The organism is Colwellia aquaemaris (assembly GCF_057548755.1).
Window position 1 is genome coordinate 215,309 of record NZ_BAAJLV010000005.1, and the last position, 16,488, is coordinate 231,796.

General features: G+C 38.2%; 19 protein-coding genes. 3 read left to right on the forward strand and 16 right to left on the reverse strand.

The window, feature by feature from the left end; all coding sequences use genetic code 11:
- The first annotated feature begins 2 nt into the window (after positions 1-2).
- Positions 3-653 (forward strand): DUF3313 domain-containing protein, encoded by a 651-nt coding sequence (locus tag AC27HL_RS15190; RefSeq protein WP_487081891.1) that lies wholly within the window; start codon positions 3-5, stop codon positions 651-653.
- A gap of 95 nt (positions 654-748) precedes the next feature.
- Here AC27HL_RS15190 and AC27HL_RS15195 read toward each other — a convergent pair whose 3' ends face one another.
- The 6 genes from AC27HL_RS15195 to AC27HL_RS15220 all read right to left on the reverse strand — a co-directional run bounded on the left by AC27HL_RS15195 (position 749) and on the right by AC27HL_RS15220 (position 7,549).
- Entirely contained in the window at positions 749-2,596 is a 1,848-nt protein-coding gene (locus AC27HL_RS15195; RefSeq protein WP_487081892.1) for a monovalent cation:proton antiporter-2 (CPA2) family protein, read from the reverse strand.
- Positions 2,597-2,665: 69 nt separating this feature from the next.
- The gene (locus tag AC27HL_RS15200) at positions 2,666-3,907 is read right to left on the reverse strand and encodes a tyrosine-type recombinase/integrase (RefSeq protein WP_487081893.1); all 1,242 of its coding nucleotides are present in this window, start codon (positions 3,905-3,907) and stop codon (positions 2,666-2,668) included.
- A gap of 140 nt (positions 3,908-4,047) precedes the next feature.
- Entirely contained in the window at positions 4,048-4,320 is a 273-nt protein-coding gene (locus AC27HL_RS15205) for a hypothetical protein (protein ID WP_487081894.1), read from the reverse strand.
- Positions 4,321-4,463: 143 nt separating this feature from the next.
- A complete protein-coding gene (locus AC27HL_RS15210; protein WP_487081895.1) occupies positions 4,464-6,473 on the reverse strand; it encodes a TonB-dependent receptor plug domain-containing protein in 2,010 nt (669 codons plus the stop codon).
- A 60-nt stretch (positions 6,474-6,533) separates the two neighbouring features.
- On the reverse strand, positions 6,534-6,908 hold the full coding sequence (locus AC27HL_RS15215; protein ID WP_487081896.1) for a hypothetical protein: 375 nt from the start codon (positions 6,906-6,908) through the stop codon (positions 6,534-6,536).
- 266 nt (positions 6,909-7,174) lie between these two features.
- Positions 7,175-7,549, reverse strand: coding sequence for a DUF1428 domain-containing protein (locus tag AC27HL_RS15220; protein ID WP_487081897.1), 375 nt, complete (start codon positions 7,547-7,549; stop codon positions 7,175-7,177).
- Between the two features lie 235 nt (positions 7,550-7,784).
- Between AC27HL_RS15220 and AC27HL_RS15225 the strand changes: the two genes are divergently transcribed.
- Positions 7,785-8,453: a class I SAM-dependent methyltransferase gene (locus tag AC27HL_RS15225; RefSeq protein WP_487081898.1), complete on the forward strand. Its 669-nt coding sequence runs from the start codon at positions 7,785-7,787 to the stop codon at positions 8,451-8,453.
- Between the two features lie 90 nt (positions 8,454-8,543).
- On the opposite strand, the gene AC27HL_RS15230 is transcribed toward AC27HL_RS15225, so the two are convergent.
- The 7 genes from AC27HL_RS15230 to AC27HL_RS15260 all read right to left on the reverse strand — a co-directional run bounded on the left by AC27HL_RS15230 (position 8,544) and on the right by AC27HL_RS15260 (position 13,514).
- A complete protein-coding gene (locus tag AC27HL_RS15230) occupies positions 8,544-8,858 on the reverse strand; it encodes a DUF6980 family protein (RefSeq protein ID WP_487081899.1) in 315 nt (104 codons plus the stop codon).
- A gap of 33 nt (positions 8,859-8,891) precedes the next feature.
- Positions 8,892-9,269 carry a GFA family protein gene (locus tag AC27HL_RS15235; protein WP_487081900.1) on the reverse strand — a complete coding sequence of 126 codons (378 nt, stop codon included), beginning with the start codon at positions 9,267-9,269 and terminating at the stop codon, positions 8,892-8,894.
- A 140-nt stretch (positions 9,270-9,409) separates the two neighbouring features.
- Entirely contained in the window at positions 9,410-9,682 is a 273-nt protein-coding gene (locus AC27HL_RS15240; RefSeq protein ID WP_487081901.1) for a hypothetical protein, read from the reverse strand.
- 229 nt (positions 9,683-9,911) lie between these two features.
- Positions 9,912-10,478: a tellurite resistance methyltransferase TehB gene (tehB, locus tag AC27HL_RS15245; protein ID WP_487081902.1), complete on the reverse strand. Its 567-nt coding sequence runs from the start codon at positions 10,476-10,478 to the stop codon at positions 9,912-9,914.
- 241 nt (positions 10,479-10,719) lie between these two features.
- Positions 10,720-12,009, reverse strand: a complete 1,290-nt coding sequence (locus tag AC27HL_RS15250) for a DEAD/DEAH box helicase (protein WP_487081903.1) — start codon at positions 12,007-12,009, stop codon at positions 10,720-10,722.
- Positions 12,010-12,104: 95 nt separating this feature from the next.
- Positions 12,105-13,178 (reverse strand): endonuclease/exonuclease/phosphatase family protein, encoded by a 1,074-nt coding sequence (locus AC27HL_RS15255; RefSeq protein ID WP_487081951.1) that lies wholly within the window; start codon positions 13,176-13,178, stop codon positions 12,105-12,107.
- Between the two features lie 93 nt (positions 13,179-13,271).
- Positions 13,272-13,514 (reverse strand): helix-turn-helix transcriptional regulator, encoded by a 243-nt coding sequence (locus AC27HL_RS15260; RefSeq protein ID WP_487081904.1) that lies wholly within the window; start codon positions 13,512-13,514, stop codon positions 13,272-13,274.
- Positions 13,515-13,634: 120 nt separating this feature from the next.
- On the opposite strand from AC27HL_RS15260, the gene AC27HL_RS15265 reads away from it, so the two are divergent.
- Positions 13,635-13,856 carry a hypothetical protein gene (locus AC27HL_RS15265; RefSeq protein WP_487081905.1) on the forward strand — a complete coding sequence of 74 codons (222 nt, stop codon included), beginning with the start codon at positions 13,635-13,637 and terminating at the stop codon, positions 13,854-13,856.
- A 129-nt stretch (positions 13,857-13,985) separates the two neighbouring features.
- Here AC27HL_RS15265 and AC27HL_RS15270 read toward each other — a convergent pair whose 3' ends face one another.
- Genes AC27HL_RS15270 through AC27HL_RS15280 form a run of 3 tightly spaced genes read right to left on the reverse strand, consistent with a single transcriptional unit; the run spans position 13,986 to position 16,482 of the window.
- Complete coding sequence (locus AC27HL_RS15270) at positions 13,986-14,744, reverse strand: substrate-binding periplasmic protein (RefSeq protein WP_487081906.1); 759 nt, start codon at positions 14,742-14,744, stop codon at positions 13,986-13,988.
- 33 nt (positions 14,745-14,777) lie between these two features.
- A complete protein-coding gene (locus AC27HL_RS15275) occupies positions 14,778-15,608 on the reverse strand; it encodes a M23 family metallopeptidase (protein ID WP_487081907.1) in 831 nt (276 codons plus the stop codon).
- Positions 15,601-16,482, reverse strand: a complete 882-nt coding sequence (locus AC27HL_RS15280; protein WP_487081908.1) for a 6-carboxytetrahydropterin synthase — start codon at positions 16,480-16,482, stop codon at positions 15,601-15,603. The genes AC27HL_RS15275 and AC27HL_RS15280 overlap by 8 nt, the downstream gene beginning before the upstream one ends.
- Between the last annotated feature and the right edge of the window lie 6 nt (positions 16,483-16,488).

A 16,488-nucleotide genomic window follows, 5' to 3' on the forward strand; every position in this document is an offset into this window, starting at 1 on the left:
ATATGAAAATAGTATTGTTTGCAATGGTCGCGAGTTTATTATTAGGTGCATGTACCAGTCAGCATAAAATAAATGTCGAAGGAATGAAGTTTAGTGGTTATTTAACTCACTATGAAAAACTAAAACCACTGGCTGATGAAACCGCCATGCGTTGGCTCGACAGTGACTTAAAGCAATACGAAAAAATGTACATTGAACCGATAAATTTATTACCCGGTTTTAATGTTAACGATCAGGTCAGTACAAAAGAAGCAGAAAAAATTGCTGATTATTTAAACCAAGGATTTCGTGTTCGGTTATCAAAAATAGGGCGGCTTGCTACTGCACCTGGTGATAATATATTAACCATTAAACCCGCTATTACCGCCATCACTTCAGAAACAGAAGAATTAAAAGCACATCAATATGTTTTACCAATCGCTATTGCTCGTACCATGATTAAATCAGCTACCGATAGACGTGACGCCATAGCAGCAATTTATTTAGAAGCGCAACTCTTCGACGGTAAAACGAATAACCTCAAAGGTGAAGTGTTAAGAAAGGGTATTAGTGAACAGTCTGACAATAAAGAAGTCACTCAAGAAGATGTACAAGCATTACTCGATAGCTGGTTAGAATTTTTCGACCAACAACTCAAAGCGATTTACGGATAACCTTTAAAATTCGAACATGAGCATTTTTTTTATGAAATTGAAAAGGTAGTAATAACGACTACCTTTTTAATTTAAAAACCTAGCAAGCAATAACCTTAATTATTTTCTTGGCAATTCTCACCTTGACAAGTGTTAAGCTTTTTAAATTCTGCGCTATCTTTTGCTAATACCTGTTGTAAGTCTGCTTTACGTTGTTTAACTGCAACACCATAGCTGTCATCATCACCCCAAAGATCGGCAAGCAATTTCATCGACTCATGGTCATGCTCTGAAAATATTTTTCCGGCTCGGCTTGCTACTTTTTCATCATTTCCCAACAATTTTAACGCATCAATGCCTAAGTTTAAGGCGGAATCAAAAGATTCACGCCTAAATACTTCAATTCCTATGCTCATTAATTCGTAGGCATGGCGTCTATCTCGTGCTCGTGCGGCAATTTTCAAGTTAGGAAAATGCTTCTGGGCAAGTTGTGCTAATTCAATGATCTTATCGGCATCATCAATAGCAATAACTAAAAGTCGCGCTTCATGCGCTCCAGCCGCTTCAAGTAAATCTTGTCTTGAAGCGTCACCATAGTAAATTTTATTACCAAAGCGTTTTAATAATTCTATTTGGCTTGGGCTATGGTCAAGAATGGATAAGTGATAACCTTGCGCGGTTAATAACCGTCCGACAATTTGGCCGAAACGGCCATAACCAGCAATGATCACTTGTGTCGTTGCTTCTATTTCATCACCGCCATCGTAGTCGTTATCAGCGTTAGTGTCTTTATCAATCACCTTGTCATAAAAAATGAGTAATAGTGGTGCGAGTAACATCGACATAGCAACCACGAGTGTTGTAAATTTACTTTCAGTGCCATCAAGAATTTGTAGGGACGATGTTAACGACAATAAAACAAAAGCAAATTCCCCGCCTTGTGCTAACGCCAAAGCAAATAAATATTTTTGTCGTCCTGGTAATTTGAACAACTTTGCTAAAACATATAATACCGCGGCTTTAATAAGAATTAAGCCCACAACTAACATAACAATATTACTGAATTGCTCAGCAAATAATTTAAAGTCAATTGAAGCGCCAACGGTAATAAAAAATAGGCCCAGTAACAACCCTTTAAATGGCTCAATATCTGCTTCTAGTTCATGCCTAAAATCACTTTCTGCTAATACAACTCCAGCTAAAAAAGTACCTAAAGCAGGGGACAAACCTATTTTTTGCATTAACACTGCAATGGTAATTACAAGAAATAACGCAAACACAGTAAATAATTCCCGCAATCGCGTATTGGCTATGTACCTAAATACAGGTGCAGACACATACTTACCGGCAAAAATAATAGCGGCAATAACCGCGATAGAAATTAGTACTTGCCCGTAAACTGGCAGATGTTCTATTAAATTACCGTGGTTTTGTTCTGTGGCAATAGCTGATAAATCAGCAAAAGCGAGTAAAGGTAACAAGGCTAAGATAGGAATAACCGCGATATCTTGAAAAAGTAATACTGAAAAAGCATTTTGCCCAGCCTCTTGTTTTATCCAACCTTTTTCAGTCAAGGTTTGTAAAACAATGGCGGTAGAAGAAAGTGCCAGCATTAAACCAATAGCCATCGCAGTTTGCCAACGTAAATCAAGGAGATAAAAGCACGCCGCAAATAAAATTAATGTGGAAAGGGTAACTTGCAGCCCGCCTAAACCAATAATTGAATGCCTTAGTTTCCATAGTCTTGATGGGTGTAGTTCTAATCCTACTAAAAACAACATCATTACCACACCAAACTCAGCAAAATGCATTACATCCGTTTGGTCGCCAACCAAGCCTAGTAAAAATGGCCCGATTAATATTCCTGCCAACAGGTAACCTAATACCGAACCTAGGCCTAAACGTTTGGCAATAGGTACAGCAATAATCGCCGCAGCCAAGTAAATTAGCGCATTTTCTAACATAAATAATCCCAATTATTGTTTTTACGAACCATAAACTAGCTCGTTTAGGTACTTAGTATAGTACTGAAACTAATCCACTTTTCGACGTTTACCACTTTTTGCACGTTTTTTGTTTTCACTTTGCACATAAACCGTATCGGTTGTTGCCATACTGGCATGGCCAAGATCTTCAGAAATATCTTTAAGAGGGCGGCCACGTTCAATTTCCATACTGGCACCTGTGTGTCTTAACCAATGTGAAGATGCTTCTTTTAACTTTAACGCCTTATTTGCACCTTCAGATTGCCGCATGTTTTCATAGGCTTGGTCAAAAACACTTTGCACTAAACGTCGCAAATGGCGTGATGTCATGCCACCTTGACCGCGTACTTTTTCCACTAAAATCGAGTTTTCATTACTCGATGGTAAACCCATTAAGCCGCGTGATGTACGGTAGCGTTCTAAAAACGGTAAAAAATCAATAGGCACCGTGATATCACGTAATTTTCGGCTTTTACCGAATACTTTAAGCCACCAGTTTTCATCTTCATCTTGCCAAAAATGACTCATAACCGGAGACCAATTAGGCCGTTCAGAAAGCTCTGAAATACGTAAAAATAAGGTTTTTAGCGCGGCAATCACAAATAAATTTCGTTCAAAAACAGGATTTCCATCAGCCATTTCTACAGCAGTATCTAAAACAAATTGCCATTGGCTACTGGTTAACCGTTTAATTTCTTTAACTTGTGAATCAATAATAAAGTGCCGACAATCTTTTTTGGCAATTTGCGCGGGGTTACCAATAACAAAATCTTCAGCCATTAAGTAATTGTAAAACGCGATAATTGCTGTAAACATTGATGTCAGCGTTTGTTGAGATGGACGATACTTTTTCTTATCAACAACAAAATTAGCTTTTTGACTTTTAGGCGATTGAATTTTAAATGGAAACCAATGTTCGTTAGCCGACGAATAACCATTGGTGATTCTAAATCGTTCTTGGTTTGACGTACCAATCCAGCTAACTGGTGGCTGCCAACAAAAGTCAGCATATTCTAGAAAGTCAGATTTACGTAATTGGTCGATGGGCTTTTTCTTTTCTATAAACGACCATAACAGAAAGCGCTCAACATCATTTCTAAATCTGTCATAAGTGTGCTCAGATTTATTTCTGCCGATATAAACCAGAAAAACTTTTCCCCAGTTAAATTGCTCAAGCCACCAAGCTTCATTTGTTGAGAACAATTCATTTAGCTCAGGATAATCTTCTAAGTCGAAATCACATAAATCTAGATATGGCGGAAATAAAGGTACAGGCTTATTTAGTAACATATTATTTTAAATTCTGAGTAACAATATTGGTATGAACTCAGTTTAATGCATTATATATACTATGTCCAATACTGAAGAGTATCGGACATAGTAGGGTGTGTTCATGGGGAGTGTGCTTACCTTGTCATCATGACTAGAATTTAAATCTTTAAAACACTCGGATTTAGTTTGAAATACTTATAGCCTGTTAAGCCTATAGGTATTGCTCTAGCTTGAATATCTTTCTTCGTCTGGAAAATGGCAATGCCATTAGCAAGTAAAATACTTGCGATATCGTTATCTTCCATTTTTATTATTTTTGAACCGTATCCATAAATATCTTCTTCATATGCGAGCCCATCAAGCTGACAAAACTCTTTTTTATCGAAGTTATAAAACTTTAAATCATTGGTCATGCTAATGATTGCCCACATAGAATTCATCCTTAAGTAACCGATATCCGATCACCAAATTATGTCACAGAAAATTAACCTGGTCAGTCACATTTGAAAACCTTTACATCAATCAAGTTAATGTGTGGCAGCACTTCGAATAATGTTTTAACTTAATATAGGTTTTAGCCGCCAAATTGAAAACGAATGCCCGCATTAACGGTAAAACCATCATTTCTTGACCAAATATCTGTTGTCCATCTGCCGCTAGCTGCTTGTTCAGGCAACACTAAAGAATCTTCTTTAGTTTGTCGCACATTTAACAAGTTTTCGGCATTAACAAAATAACTGATTTTTCCTATGGTAATTTGACCTAACAACCCCAAGTGCCAATAAGGATCGCTTCGTTCGCGATACGGGTTATTCTCAAGGCGTTGCGTCCCGGTATAATAAGCTTCAAAGCCTAATAAATGACTACCATGCTCTTCCCACATTACCACAATGCCAGCAGAATGTTGCGGCGTCAGTGCTAAAGGGACTCGGCCAAAACCTGAATCCCCCTCTTTAGTGGCGTCAGTATATAAATAGCTACCTGTAAATTTAATATCTTGCCAGCGATAGCGTAACAATAATTCAGCACCGCTAATTTCACTTTCGCCAGTTGCATTAACGATGCGCACTTGCTTGCCTGAAGCTTCATCAACACCGTTAATGGTTGCTAATTCAGTAACATTATCAATTTCTGACGCAAATAATGTCAGGCTAGTTTCTACGCTACCCAACACATAACTGATGTCTATAGAAGCCGTAGATGCTTGTTCTTCAACAAGGTTTTCTAGTGGAGCAAGGCGAGATAAACCCGCCTCATCAATGTCTTCAATAAAGGGACTCGGCGCGAAAAAACCTTGTCCATATGCTGCCCTAACCGTCCAGTTTTCTGGGCTGTACAATAATGAAATACGTGGGCTGAACTGCGTACCGTACTCACTATGCCAATCTGTGCGTGCACTAAGCGACGTGGAAATATCATCACTTACTTCATACTCAAGTTGGGAAAATAGCCCCGGCGTTTGATAAGAATAATTAAATGCTGGGAAAGTATCAGACTCAAACTTTTCAGATTGATGCGCTAAGCCAATTACCCATGCCGTTTGATCAGAATATCCTGATAAGCTCGACTCAATCAGGTAACTTTCGTGGTTATCATCCTCTTTAACAGCACCAAATTCATGTTCGTGATCTTGCTTCATTGCCGAGCCACGGACATTTATATTCATAACCTCGCCTAATGGTTGGTCGTATATAAAGCCCAAATCACTTCTAAGGGTGTCCTGTGTTTGCGGAAACTGATTACCATCTGGTAATGTCGCATCGCCTAAAGTGCCGCCGTTTCTTTGTTCTTTCATTGCTCCTAAGGTAACGTAAAGGTTGGCACCATTATCGTCTTGCCAATAAAAGCGAGGTCGCACACTAGCCCTTTCGTAGCCTGCCATATCGGCCCAGCCATCGTCATCTAAATCTTGCTCTGCTTGGTGATGAATACCAGCTGTCATTGACGCGCTTAAGTCGCTCGTTAACGGAGATGCAAAATAGGAGGTAATATCTTGACCATTTTTAGAGGTCGCATTTATCAACACTTCTCCTTCATATTCATCAGAGGGCGTGCGTGAAATTAAGTTTATTACCCCTCCAAGTGCAGAGCCACCATAAAGAGAGGAAGCTGAGCCTTTAATTATTTCCACATTGGCAAGATCGGTCGGTGGAATTTGCAATAAACCAATTGAAGCGGTTTGCCCGCCGTATAAAGGTAAACCATCGCTTAATAACTGTGTATAGCGACCATAAAGTCCTTGCAATCTGATGTTAGCACTTCCTAAAGCCGGCGATGTAGTTTGCACTCTAACACCACCTGTTTCAGCCACTAACATAGAAATATTACCAGGGCGCATCAGAGCTTTTTCTTGTATTTCTTCACCGTTAATTATTTCGGTTCGTGTTGCCGATTGAGTAACAATACGACCTAAACGAGAAGCCCTTACTTGAATTTTTTCAATATTGTTATCGCTATGTTCATGATGGTCGTTTTTTTCATGGTGATCATGTTCGTTCTTATGTTCATCGTTATTTTCATTCGCGTATGCAAACGCGGGTATTAGCAGTAATGCTACTGCCACTTTTAAAGACTTTTTAAACATTTTTACCTCAGGTATTACTTGGAATTATTATGGGTATTGAATTTCAGGCGTACTAAGTTCTTATGAGGTAAAGATGGGAGGACGATAGAGTAATGCAGAAATATCTTTAGGTTGCGCAGACTGTTGGTTATTAATGGCTTCACTTAAAGTGCCTATTTTAGTGGCATAAACTTCAGTATTAAAATAGACAAATGACGAACATGCATTGGCAATACAAGTACAACCAAGGTCGCAACATTCAATACCACAGCAATCTTCTAAGCTGTCTGTATCTATTTGGTTTGAATCTAAATATTTATCTAGTTCTTTAACATCGAGGGAAATAGCGTCTACTGAGGTTTCGCAAGACATAGCGGAATTAAAAGCTAACGCTTGCCCAACAAAAGCAACAAGCATTACCGCTATAACTAACACTTTTGAAGCAGCTTTAAACATATAAACCTCTAAATACAATCCGCGCGGTATTATAAGAGTTTCTATATGGGATGTGAACAATCCTTGGTAGGTTAATAGTCATTTTATTTTACCCTTTACTTCAAACAGTTAAGAAAGTTGTTAACTATAATATCTGCTTTGTTGAAAGTATTGTTACCTATAACCTTGTCACCATCTGTAGTTGTCAGTTTAATAACGGGTCGGGCTTACCCTTAACAGGTGTTTTTACCTTATTGATATAAATTAACCTGCATTCAAAATACTTATTATGCAGAGTTTCCGTTAGAAGAGAGCGCCTGAAAACCGCCGTACACCATGCGCTCAGCATTAAACCCTGAATTCGATGAATTCATCAAATCCACCATTCTTGGATCAGCCGCGACCTTCTCATTTGCCAGATCACGTGCCTCACGAGAATCAAAAACTACCCAACCAAACACGACGACTTCATTCTTCTGTGCTTTTACGGCCTTAGTGAACGAGCGTGTACCGTCAAGCTCCATATCGTCACCGACGTATTCATGGTATGCAAGTGCACCATGCTGCTTCCAAATCTCGGCAACCGCTTCAGAAAGGTGCCGGTATTCGTTTAGGTGATCGCGAGAAATAGGAAAGGCGAATCCATCAATGTAATTAGTCATAGCTTCTCCTTATAGCATTATTGAATAAAGCTTCAGCCATATAACGGCCAATTAATAGCTCGCTGTGTATCAAAGCAAAACCGAGCAAACTGTAGCCGCCTCGCTTTAAATCATAGTTAAGTGCAGTTGAAATAACTTGTATAACGGTGAAATTAGTGTAGTTTAAATAACTCATTTGTTTCGTCATTTATAGCAATAAAGGTGACTTAGCTTTGCTAATTTACCTAGGATATACATGACAGCCCCGTTACGCCTACGCTATCGTACCATCGAAATTGGTAACAACGATATACACTTATGCACTCTACGTGATAAACAACAATTTTCTGATCCTAAAAATACAGCACTTAACCTAGGTATTTCGTCAGCTACTTGGCCAATTTTTGGTATTATTTGGCCGTCTAGTCTTGTTCTAGCTCATCACATGATGGACTTTGATATAAAAGATAAACGAATTTTAGAAATTGGCTGTGGCATGGCTCTTACAAGCCTATTATTAAATGAACGGAAAGCTGATATTACAGCTACCGATTACCACCCAGAAGTTAAATTATTTTTAGACCGAAACATACAACTCAACAGTGGAAGAAACATTGAGTTTGAACGTGTTGATTGGGCTGATGACACTAGCGAACTAGGTTTGTTTGATTTGATCATTGGCAGTGATTTATTGTATGAAGATTTGCATGTTTCATTATTAGCCCAATTTATACAAAAACATACCCTACCGAAAAGTGAAATTATAATCGTTGACCCAGGAAGAGGTAGAAAAAATAAACTGAGCTCAAAAATGACGGAACAAGGCTTTAAAAGTGATCATAATAAACCTGAACATACCGATTATTTGAAGGAAAGTTTCAAGGGGCATATTTTAAGATATTATCGAGATCCAAAAAACATTTAAAACCCTGTTAAGAGCGTTAAATGTCGTTGGCTAAAATGTGTTACGAAGCGAAACCTAGCAAACTGTTAGCAGTCCCGCTTGAAGTTCTTGCTAGGTGTACTTGCCACTCTTAAACCACTTTGAAGACAAAAATTCTTCTGGAATATCTTGCTCACTAGGATTATCAAAACCTCGCTTTTCGAGTTCATCGAACCATGAATCCCGTTTAGATTCCGGAAGTTTTGAACCGCACCAAGGGCAAAAGCTAATTTCAATAAATGAGCTACCGCCATCATGGATTATTAATCCGTATTCATCAAACTTTGGAATATAGTTTACAAGTACATCGGGACACTGAAATCCATTATTGTACTCTTCACATTCCAGCGTTAATCGCTGATTCATTTGATTGCAACAATGTTCCATATTGAAATACACCTAACGCCCTATTAACGGACTTTACTCATACTCTTGTTGTTGAGGTAAGTTATCAGATATATCATGCCAAGCGGCTTTGCTACCAACATAAATATGACGCGTTGGTTTAACTTTAGGGTCCGTATCTAAAGTACCTAAAGGAAAACCTAATATATCTGGATATTCATCAAATTTAGTAAATAAGCTAGAACCACACTCAGAACAAAAACCTTTATGCTCACCTGGAGAAGATTCATAGAATTTAATAAATTTATCACCTTGGATCGTTTTCCAACTTTCAGTGGTAATTTTTGCTCTAGTTCTAAACGCTGAAGCGTGTAATTTACGACACATACTACAATGACAATTTAGTACATCTTCAAATTCACCATCAATTTCATATTGAACTTGATTACACAAGCAACTCCCTTTGTTTATCACAATACTCTCCTTATGTTTCAACGCCTCTTTATGAGGCAAATAATTGTTGGCTGAAATAAGCGACGCAGGAGCAAAAGCCAACAGTTTTTTGTCCCCCTTGAACAACTTGTTATTTGTATTCAATCACTTGCATGTATTGCGCAACGATAAGCTGAACCAAAGCACACTACAACAAGTGAAGCTAAAGTTATATATAAATTATGTTCAGCAAGAGGCTCAGGGTTATTAATACGCACATAATAAGCAATAGGAGCACTTATAACCAATGAAACTGAAATAAGTGAACCCAACCCAATAACTATACATTTCTTCGTAGTGGGATTATATTTTTCACAGTATGCTTCAGCGATTTTCATGGTAAGCAAAGTAATGCCAACTAAAATTATTTCCATATACTCTCAACTCGACAATACACATAACAGCTTATTATGTATGCGTCTGACTAATAACGGCCACTGCGATATTCAATAAGTTACCAGATATTATATGAAACTCAATCTCTTAAATGTTTCTGTCATGATATTTGTCGAGCAATGAATGTAATTACTGAGAAGTCTCACTAATATACAATGTAGATTTCGATATATCGCTAAGTAAAACGTATTGAACCACTTAAATTGCTTAGCTAGGCTTTTTCGCTAGCATAGTTGCAAACTGTAGTTTTGCGCCGTTGTGCATAGTACCAACATCTTCATTATATTTGATCATTTCCCAGCCTTGATACGCTTCGCGCAGCTGCCCTACTTTTAAGGTAAATGGGAATGGTGCTGGGCATGGATGCTGCTCAGTATTCATAGCACAAACAATGAGGTTATAACCACCAGGTAAAGTAGAATTCTGCATGTCAGCAATAACGGCTTCAACGCGAGACGGCTCAATAAACATTAGGGTGACGGTACAAGAAATAAAGCCGTAATTTTCGCTAAGATTGGCATTGTTAATATCGTATATTTTCGCTTTAACATTGTTAAAACCTTGCTCATTAATAATGCTTTTTAGCATATCAATAGCGCTAGGGTTAGCGTCTATGCCTGTAACATTATAACCGTGTTGACCAAGGTAGATGGCATTACGACCGTTTGAGCAGCCCATATCTAGGGTATCGCACGGTTTTATAATTTTGCAGGCTTCAACAACTTCGCTGTGGGCAGGATTTAAGCCGTAACGGCTATTTAGATCAACTATCATGGTGGCTACTTAGGTTTTGGTAAAAGGACAATTATATTACTACTAACCTTGCCTTTTTGAATCTGAATAGGCCCACTAGTTGACCTTAGTCAACTAGAACTATATAGAACTATAGTTAGCATTATTGGTAACCTATTTAATAAGGGCTTTTAAGCCTCACCATAACCTTTATTTAAAATGAACGAGTATTGCCTTTTCTAGTTTGAACTCTCGCACAACCACATATTTTACCAAAAACAACTTATGAATTATTCAACCAAATATCGGCATTTATTGTGGTTTTATTTTTACCTTTTTTCTTGCCTGTGCCCGCAGGTTTTGCTTTTGGTTTGCTTGCCTCTATATGCGCCTGGGTGATAATTTCATCAACCTCAAACCCAACAACTTGTTCGCGTTCAAGTCTTATTTTGTTTTTCTTTTCGATAACTTTAAAGTGGTGATAATCTTTATAATCGATAAGTGATATAGCTAAACCCACTTCACCGGCACGACCGCTTCGGCCAATGCGGTGCATGTAGTCTGCAGGGCTTCTTGGTAAGTCGAAATTTATTACCACTGGCAGTTTTTCAATATCAAGCCCGCGAGCGGCAATGTCTGTGGCAATTAGTACATCTATTTCACCTGATTTAAATCCATCGAGCACTCTGTTACGAGCGCCCTGTCCTTTGTCACCATGAAATACTTCTGCAATAATACCGCGCTTTGACAGCTTTTTAGCTAAATGATTGCAGTTGTTTTTTGCGTTAACAAAAACAAGTGCTTGTCGCCATTGCTGTTGCTTGATCATATCTGCAAGTACCGCGGTTTTCTCACCTTTATTAACAGTAAAAACACGCTGTACTAAGGTACTAGCTTCAGCACTTTGTAATTGTATTTCAACAGGCTCGTTCAGTAGTTCTTGCGTTAATACTTGTACTTGCTCAGGGAAAGTTGCCGAAAACAATAAAGTTTGTTTTTGCTTAGGTAATAACGACAATATTTCTGATAATTCTTCTGTGAAACCCAAGCTTAGCATGCGGTCGGCTTCGTCAAGTACTAAGGTTTTCACCTTGTTAAGTTTAATGGCGTTACTAGAAACTAAATCAAGTAACCGACCCGGTGTTGCCACTAAAATATCAGTGCCGCCGCGTAATGCCAGCATTTGCGTATTAGCCGAAACGCCACCAAATACAACGGTGGTTTTTATTTCACCGTTAAAATGTACTGCATAAGATTTTATGCTATCTGCCACTTGTTTCGCGAGTTCTCGTGTTGGTACTAAAATTAAACCCGATACAAAGTTGCCTTGTTGATTATTGCTTTTTGTTAGCGTGCTTTTTGCTAGCTGCTGTAACATTGGCAAGGCAAAAGCGGCTGTTTTACCTGAGCCAGTATTTGCCCCCGCAATTAAATCTTCACCTTGCAATATACTTGGAATGGCTTGTGCCTGAATTGGAGTTGGCGTTTTGTATTCTAATTCAGCTAGTCGATCCAATATCGGGGAAATAAGGCAAAGCTGTTCAAAGTTAGTTGGCATAGTAGCAGAAGTCATTAATATTAAGGTTCAAAGCAGATACAAATAGCCAACTATTTTAGCCTATTTGTGGTTAGTTGGGTTAGTAAAATCTATTGGCAGTAGCGCCATTATTAAGATCTTAAGGTTAACGTTACGCTAACAATACCATGGTCGGTGCTTTCACCATCACGATCAAAAATAGGGTTAATAAGGTGGCGATCGTAGGTTTGGTGCTCACTCACTTGATAAAGACTGTCGTGATAGCTAGCATCAAATTCACAAGACAATAAAATGTAATCGAGAATCGAGTTTGTTGAGCCAAAATAGTGGCTTGGTGTACGTTCAAGGGCTTCTCGCTGGCTTATTTTTCCTTCATTTATTTGCCCTGTAACAAATAAATCCCACGCATCGTGCAAACAGTATTTGGCAAGATAGGCATCGCGATCAATACTTGAAACAAAGCGTAGGGTATTAGTCAGTAAGTGGCTTAATACACCGTCTGTTAAGCTATTGTTGAAGTCGCCCATTAATACTATTGGGTTGTTGGTAGTTTCTCGCCGAGAAATCATTTCTATCATTAGTAGCGTAGCTTCACTGCCTCGTTGAATACTAGAGCCCCACCCCCCTGCAACTTGTGCTTTTAAGCATTCAACAATAGTTTTTTCAGCTGATTGGCCTTTTGGTTCAAGATGTTCAAGCATTGAGCGTTTTGATTTAAAGTGCACCACATAACAATCGCAATGGCCAATATGAGGCACATCAACGGTTGCTCTTAATACCTGTCGACTAAAGGCAAAATTACTGTTTAACCCTAAGGTTTGTGCTAGCTCTATATTTGGCTTTACCGCTGCCGTTTCAATAATAGGATAACGAGAAGCTATGGCAACTACTGGCTTTTTATAAATAAAGTCGTCAATTACTTGTGGCTTGTCAACTACCGAAAAATATTGATAACTTTGCTCAGCAACGAGTTTTTGTAGAGATTTGGCACTAAACACTTCTTGAAAGCCAACAATGTCAGGCTGATGCTTTTGTAAATAATCAGCAATCCAATTTTGCTTTTTTTGCCATTGCTCGGCACTATAAATTCGTTCGAATTCGTAAAAAGCGTTTGGAGGCTCAAGGTAGTTAAATAAATTGAAGGTGGCAATTTTTAATTGGCTGTTTGTAACTTGTGCGGTTACTAAAGGTGATTGATGACTAATTTCTTTTTGTCTCTTTAATTGAAAAGGCGAATTGTTTTATAAGGATTATAACAGAAGGCGCATTAGAATTATTAAATTTACGTCATTTTTAAATTACATAAAATCTTCTAGAAACCATGCGGCAAATTCGTATCGGCCTTCAACATTTGCTTTGCCATATATAATAGATGCTTGCTGACGTCCCGTTTTTTCTTTGGTATTACGTACACTGCCAATTTCTTTGAAACTTAAGCCTTTAAGTAAAAGCATAGCAACTTGCTGCTCACTTGGTGTTAGTTGACATTGTTCACATTGCTCACAAATAACTTCACTATATTCATGACGTGCATTTTTCATTTCAGCCGATATATTTTTAATTTATCATCAGAAATAAGCAGTTTTTGCTGCAAGCTTGCAAAATTTTCTGTTCGTTGATGTATATCTCTCAGTAGAAAAAATGCCCCTACTCCAGAAAATATGGCGATTGATAAAAATAATGTTGGCGTTATTAAACCTTATTCAAAAGTAAATGTAGATGAAAGCGCCTATCAAAATATGCGAGCATTACGTAAACCTTTTATTACTGCGCATGTTTATGGTTTCTATGCCTTAATTTTTCTTATCCCGTTACATATATTAGGTGTGATTTTTGCGGAAAAAAAAGACGGCCTTAATATCGGCGATGGTAACGGGCTTTAAATACTTGCCATAGAAAGGAGTTCAGTAAATTTAACTAGGTTTAACTAGACCGTGTCATTTTTTGTATGCTTTCAGCAGTTTAAGAGACAATTTTACAAAACAGTGCTTAATAATGCTTTAGCTTTAGTCTTACTTTAGTTGGCTCCATTTATTGATTATGCGGTTAAGCTTGCCAGATTGTTTTAAATCACTGATCGCATTATCGATAGCTTTTATAATTTCGGGGTTGACTGCTTTTTTGCTAAACATTAAATGAATATCTGATTGATAAATATTAAGTGGGTGCTGCTCGAACTCGCCATTCATTTGATATTTATTTGCAAACGATTTTATGGTTGCAGGGTCAACCAAAAATCCATCAATATGGCCCTTTAAAAGCAAGGTAACGTTTTCTTCAATATCAACAACTTCAATAATATGCTCTTGAAATTCCAAAGTCTTCATTAATGCTTTGTATTCGTCGCCATAGTAATAGCCACTTTCGATGCCGATCATATAATTACTATGCGCTAAATCGGCAAGCGTATTTAAACTTATGTTTTGTGCTTGGCCTTTTCGAACAAATAATTTGATGGTTTCTGTGCGATACGGTTGAGTAAACGTTGCGTAACGTTTTCTTTCTTCGCTTAACGATGCCCCCATAGCAACATCCATTTCACCGGTTTTTATATAATGTAAGTGACGTTTCCAGGGTAATTCAGTGTATTGAGAGGTGTAACCTGCTTGGGTAATTATGGCATTGAAAATTTCAAAATCTAAGCCGAGTAATTCTTGCTGACTATTTCGATACTGATATGGATACCAAAGCTCCCAACCTACTTGGAGATCTTCGGCATTACTTATAGTGCTTAACGTTAATAAGCATAAGGCGATAAGGATATTTTTCATTGACTACCTATCATCGCCTTTGGTAAATGTTAACTATTTCAAAGGCTTAAGTTTCAACACTAACGCGGGGTCTAACCTCATGCTAAACCAATTAATACGCCAATCTAAATGTGGTCCGGTCGCTCTTCCGCTTGATCCTACGGCTGCAACAAGCTGTCCTTTGCTTACTTTATCACCAACTTTGACATAAGAATCGCTTAAATGCAAAAATGTTGAACTTACACCGTGGCCATGATCGATGATCATAGTACCGCCTGAATAAAACATATCGGGTACGTACATCAGTACCTTACCATCAGCAGGTGCCTTAACTGGGTCACCCGTTTTACCAGCATAATCTAAACCATAATGTGGAGTTTTAGGAACACCATTATAGTAACGCTGGCTACCGTAAACACCGGTAATGGTACCGTCAATTGGCGCAATAAAACCTTCGGCAAACGCTGTTAAATCACTGTCAATTGCTCGGGCTGCTCTAATTTTTTTATTATCCTCACCAACGCGTGCAATTGCTTTTTTGTTGGGATTCATAATTTTTTTAGAAATGCCGGTTACTTTTTGAATGTTATATTCGCGCTTTAGCGGTTTTAACAGGCGTTTTTCTTGTGAGCCGTCAGGTTTAACAATTATGAGTTCACTATTGTTTTTCTCGTCACGGCTAAAGCCAAGAGCATAGTCGCCGTTGCTGGAAACTTTCAGCGCTTTACCGTTAAGCAATACTTTATTTTCTGGCGCTGTTTTTCCAACAATTAGCGCCCCCTGAAAAAACTGTTCGCTTAGTTTTTCTTCTGCGCTCGCAAATTGGCCAAAACCTAGACTGGCTATTAAAGATATTTTTAATAACTTAGACAAAGACTTAGCCATTAGCGATAGCTCCTTTAGCTACACCTTCATAAGCGATAACTTTAAAACTATCATTTGGTGCTTGTTTTTTAAGCTGGCGAACAATAAAGTCAGCCAATAACTCTACGGTAGAGTCGCAATCAACAACATCAAGTATTTTTCCTGGCACGGCTATATCGAAACGCCCTTGTGGTGCAAAGTAAGAAAATAATTGGTGATCGGGTGTCAAATTCTCTCTAGCATTTGTCGATAATTCAATATCAGTTGCATTAATACGATCTGCTTCGCTGGCTAAATATATGTCTTGCCAGCGTAAACTCCAGACTTCTTCCAAAGCAGTTGAGCGTTGGCCATTTTTAAATATCTGTATTTTCGAGCGATGGCCATGGGCAATTCGCTGACAGTTACCGTCATGTAACTTTAAACCATGGGTGTAATGATAATACGCTCCGTCAATAACTTCTGGGCGTAAATTCAAGGTTAACCCTTGCACATTTTTTGGTAGCTCAGCCAAAATAATTGCAGTTAAATGTGTTGTCACTGAAGCAATATCAATGTGTTTAGCATCAATTTTGGCAAAGGCACAAGCCGGTGATTGTAAAAAGTAGCCGCCTTGTTGTGATGTAAAATCGACAAACTCATGGCCAACGCGTTCAACGGAATCGCTTACAACAATTGAGTCATCTTGCATTGGTAGTAACAGTTTATGATCAACAGCTTCATCAATAATGGCTTTGATTTGCTTTTTAACAACGGCAAAATCAAGCACCATACTCATTTCATTTAAACTGCCGTCTAGTAGCACATCCACAATCCAGCTTTCACCAACAATACCGCGCTTACTGCAACAGTATGAAAAATCGATAACGGTTAAGTCATTTACAAATAACTGCATTTAACG

Bases quoted from the DNA above. Each gene is read 5' to 3' on its own strand.
- AC27HL_RS15190 (WP_487081891.1), top strand. From the start codon at position 3: ATGAAAATAGTATTGTTTGCAATGGTCGCGAGTTTATTATTAGGTGCA.
- AC27HL_RS15195 (WP_487081892.1), bottom strand. From the start codon at position 2,596: ATGTTAGAAAATGCGCTAATTTACTTGGCTGCGGCGATTATTGCTGTA.
- AC27HL_RS15200 (WP_487081893.1), bottom strand. From the start codon at position 3,907: ATGTTACTAAATAAGCCTGTACCTTTATTTCCGCCATATCTAGATTTA.
- AC27HL_RS15205 (WP_487081894.1), bottom strand. From the start codon at position 4,320: ATGTGGGCAATCATTAGCATGACCAATGATTTAAAGTTTTATAACTTC.
- AC27HL_RS15210 (WP_487081895.1), bottom strand. From the start codon at position 6,473: ATGTTTAAAAAGTCTTTAAAAGTGGCAGTAGCATTACTGCTAATACCC.
- AC27HL_RS15215 (WP_487081896.1), bottom strand. From the start codon at position 6,908: ATGTTTAAAGCTGCTTCAAAAGTGTTAGTTATAGCGGTAATGCTTGTT.
- AC27HL_RS15220 (WP_487081897.1), bottom strand. From the start codon at position 7,549: ATGACTAATTACATTGATGGATTCGCCTTTCCTATTTCTCGCGATCAC.
- AC27HL_RS15225 (WP_487081898.1), top strand. From the start codon at position 7,785: ATGACAGCCCCGTTACGCCTACGCTATCGTACCATCGAAATTGGTAAC.
- AC27HL_RS15230 (WP_487081899.1), bottom strand. From the start codon at position 8,858: ATGGAACATTGTTGCAATCAAATGAATCAGCGATTAACGCTGGAATGT.
- AC27HL_RS15240 (WP_487081901.1), bottom strand. From the start codon at position 9,682: ATGGAAATAATTTTAGTTGGCATTACTTTGCTTACCATGAAAATCGCT.
- tehB (WP_487081902.1), bottom strand. From the start codon at position 10,478: ATGATAGTTGATCTAAATAGCCGTTACGGCTTAAATCCTGCCCACAGC.
- AC27HL_RS15250 (WP_487081903.1), bottom strand. From the start codon at position 12,009: ATGACTTCTGCTACTATGCCAACTAACTTTGAACAGCTTTGCCTTATT.
- AC27HL_RS15260 (WP_487081904.1), bottom strand. From the start codon at position 13,514: ATGAAAAATGCACGTCATGAATATAGTGAAGTTATTTGTGAGCAATGT.
- AC27HL_RS15265 (WP_487081905.1), top strand. From the start codon at position 13,635: ATGGCGATTGATAAAAATAATGTTGGCGTTATTAAACCTTATTCAAAA.
- AC27HL_RS15270 (WP_487081906.1), bottom strand. From the start codon at position 14,744: ATGAAAAATATCCTTATCGCCTTATGCTTATTAACGTTAAGCACTATA.
- AC27HL_RS15275 (WP_487081907.1), bottom strand. From the start codon at position 15,608: ATGGCTAAGTCTTTGTCTAAGTTATTAAAAATATCTTTAATAGCCAGT.
- AC27HL_RS15280 (WP_487081908.1), bottom strand. From the start codon at position 16,482: ATGCAGTTATTTGTAAATGACTTAACCGTTATCGATTTTTCATACTGT.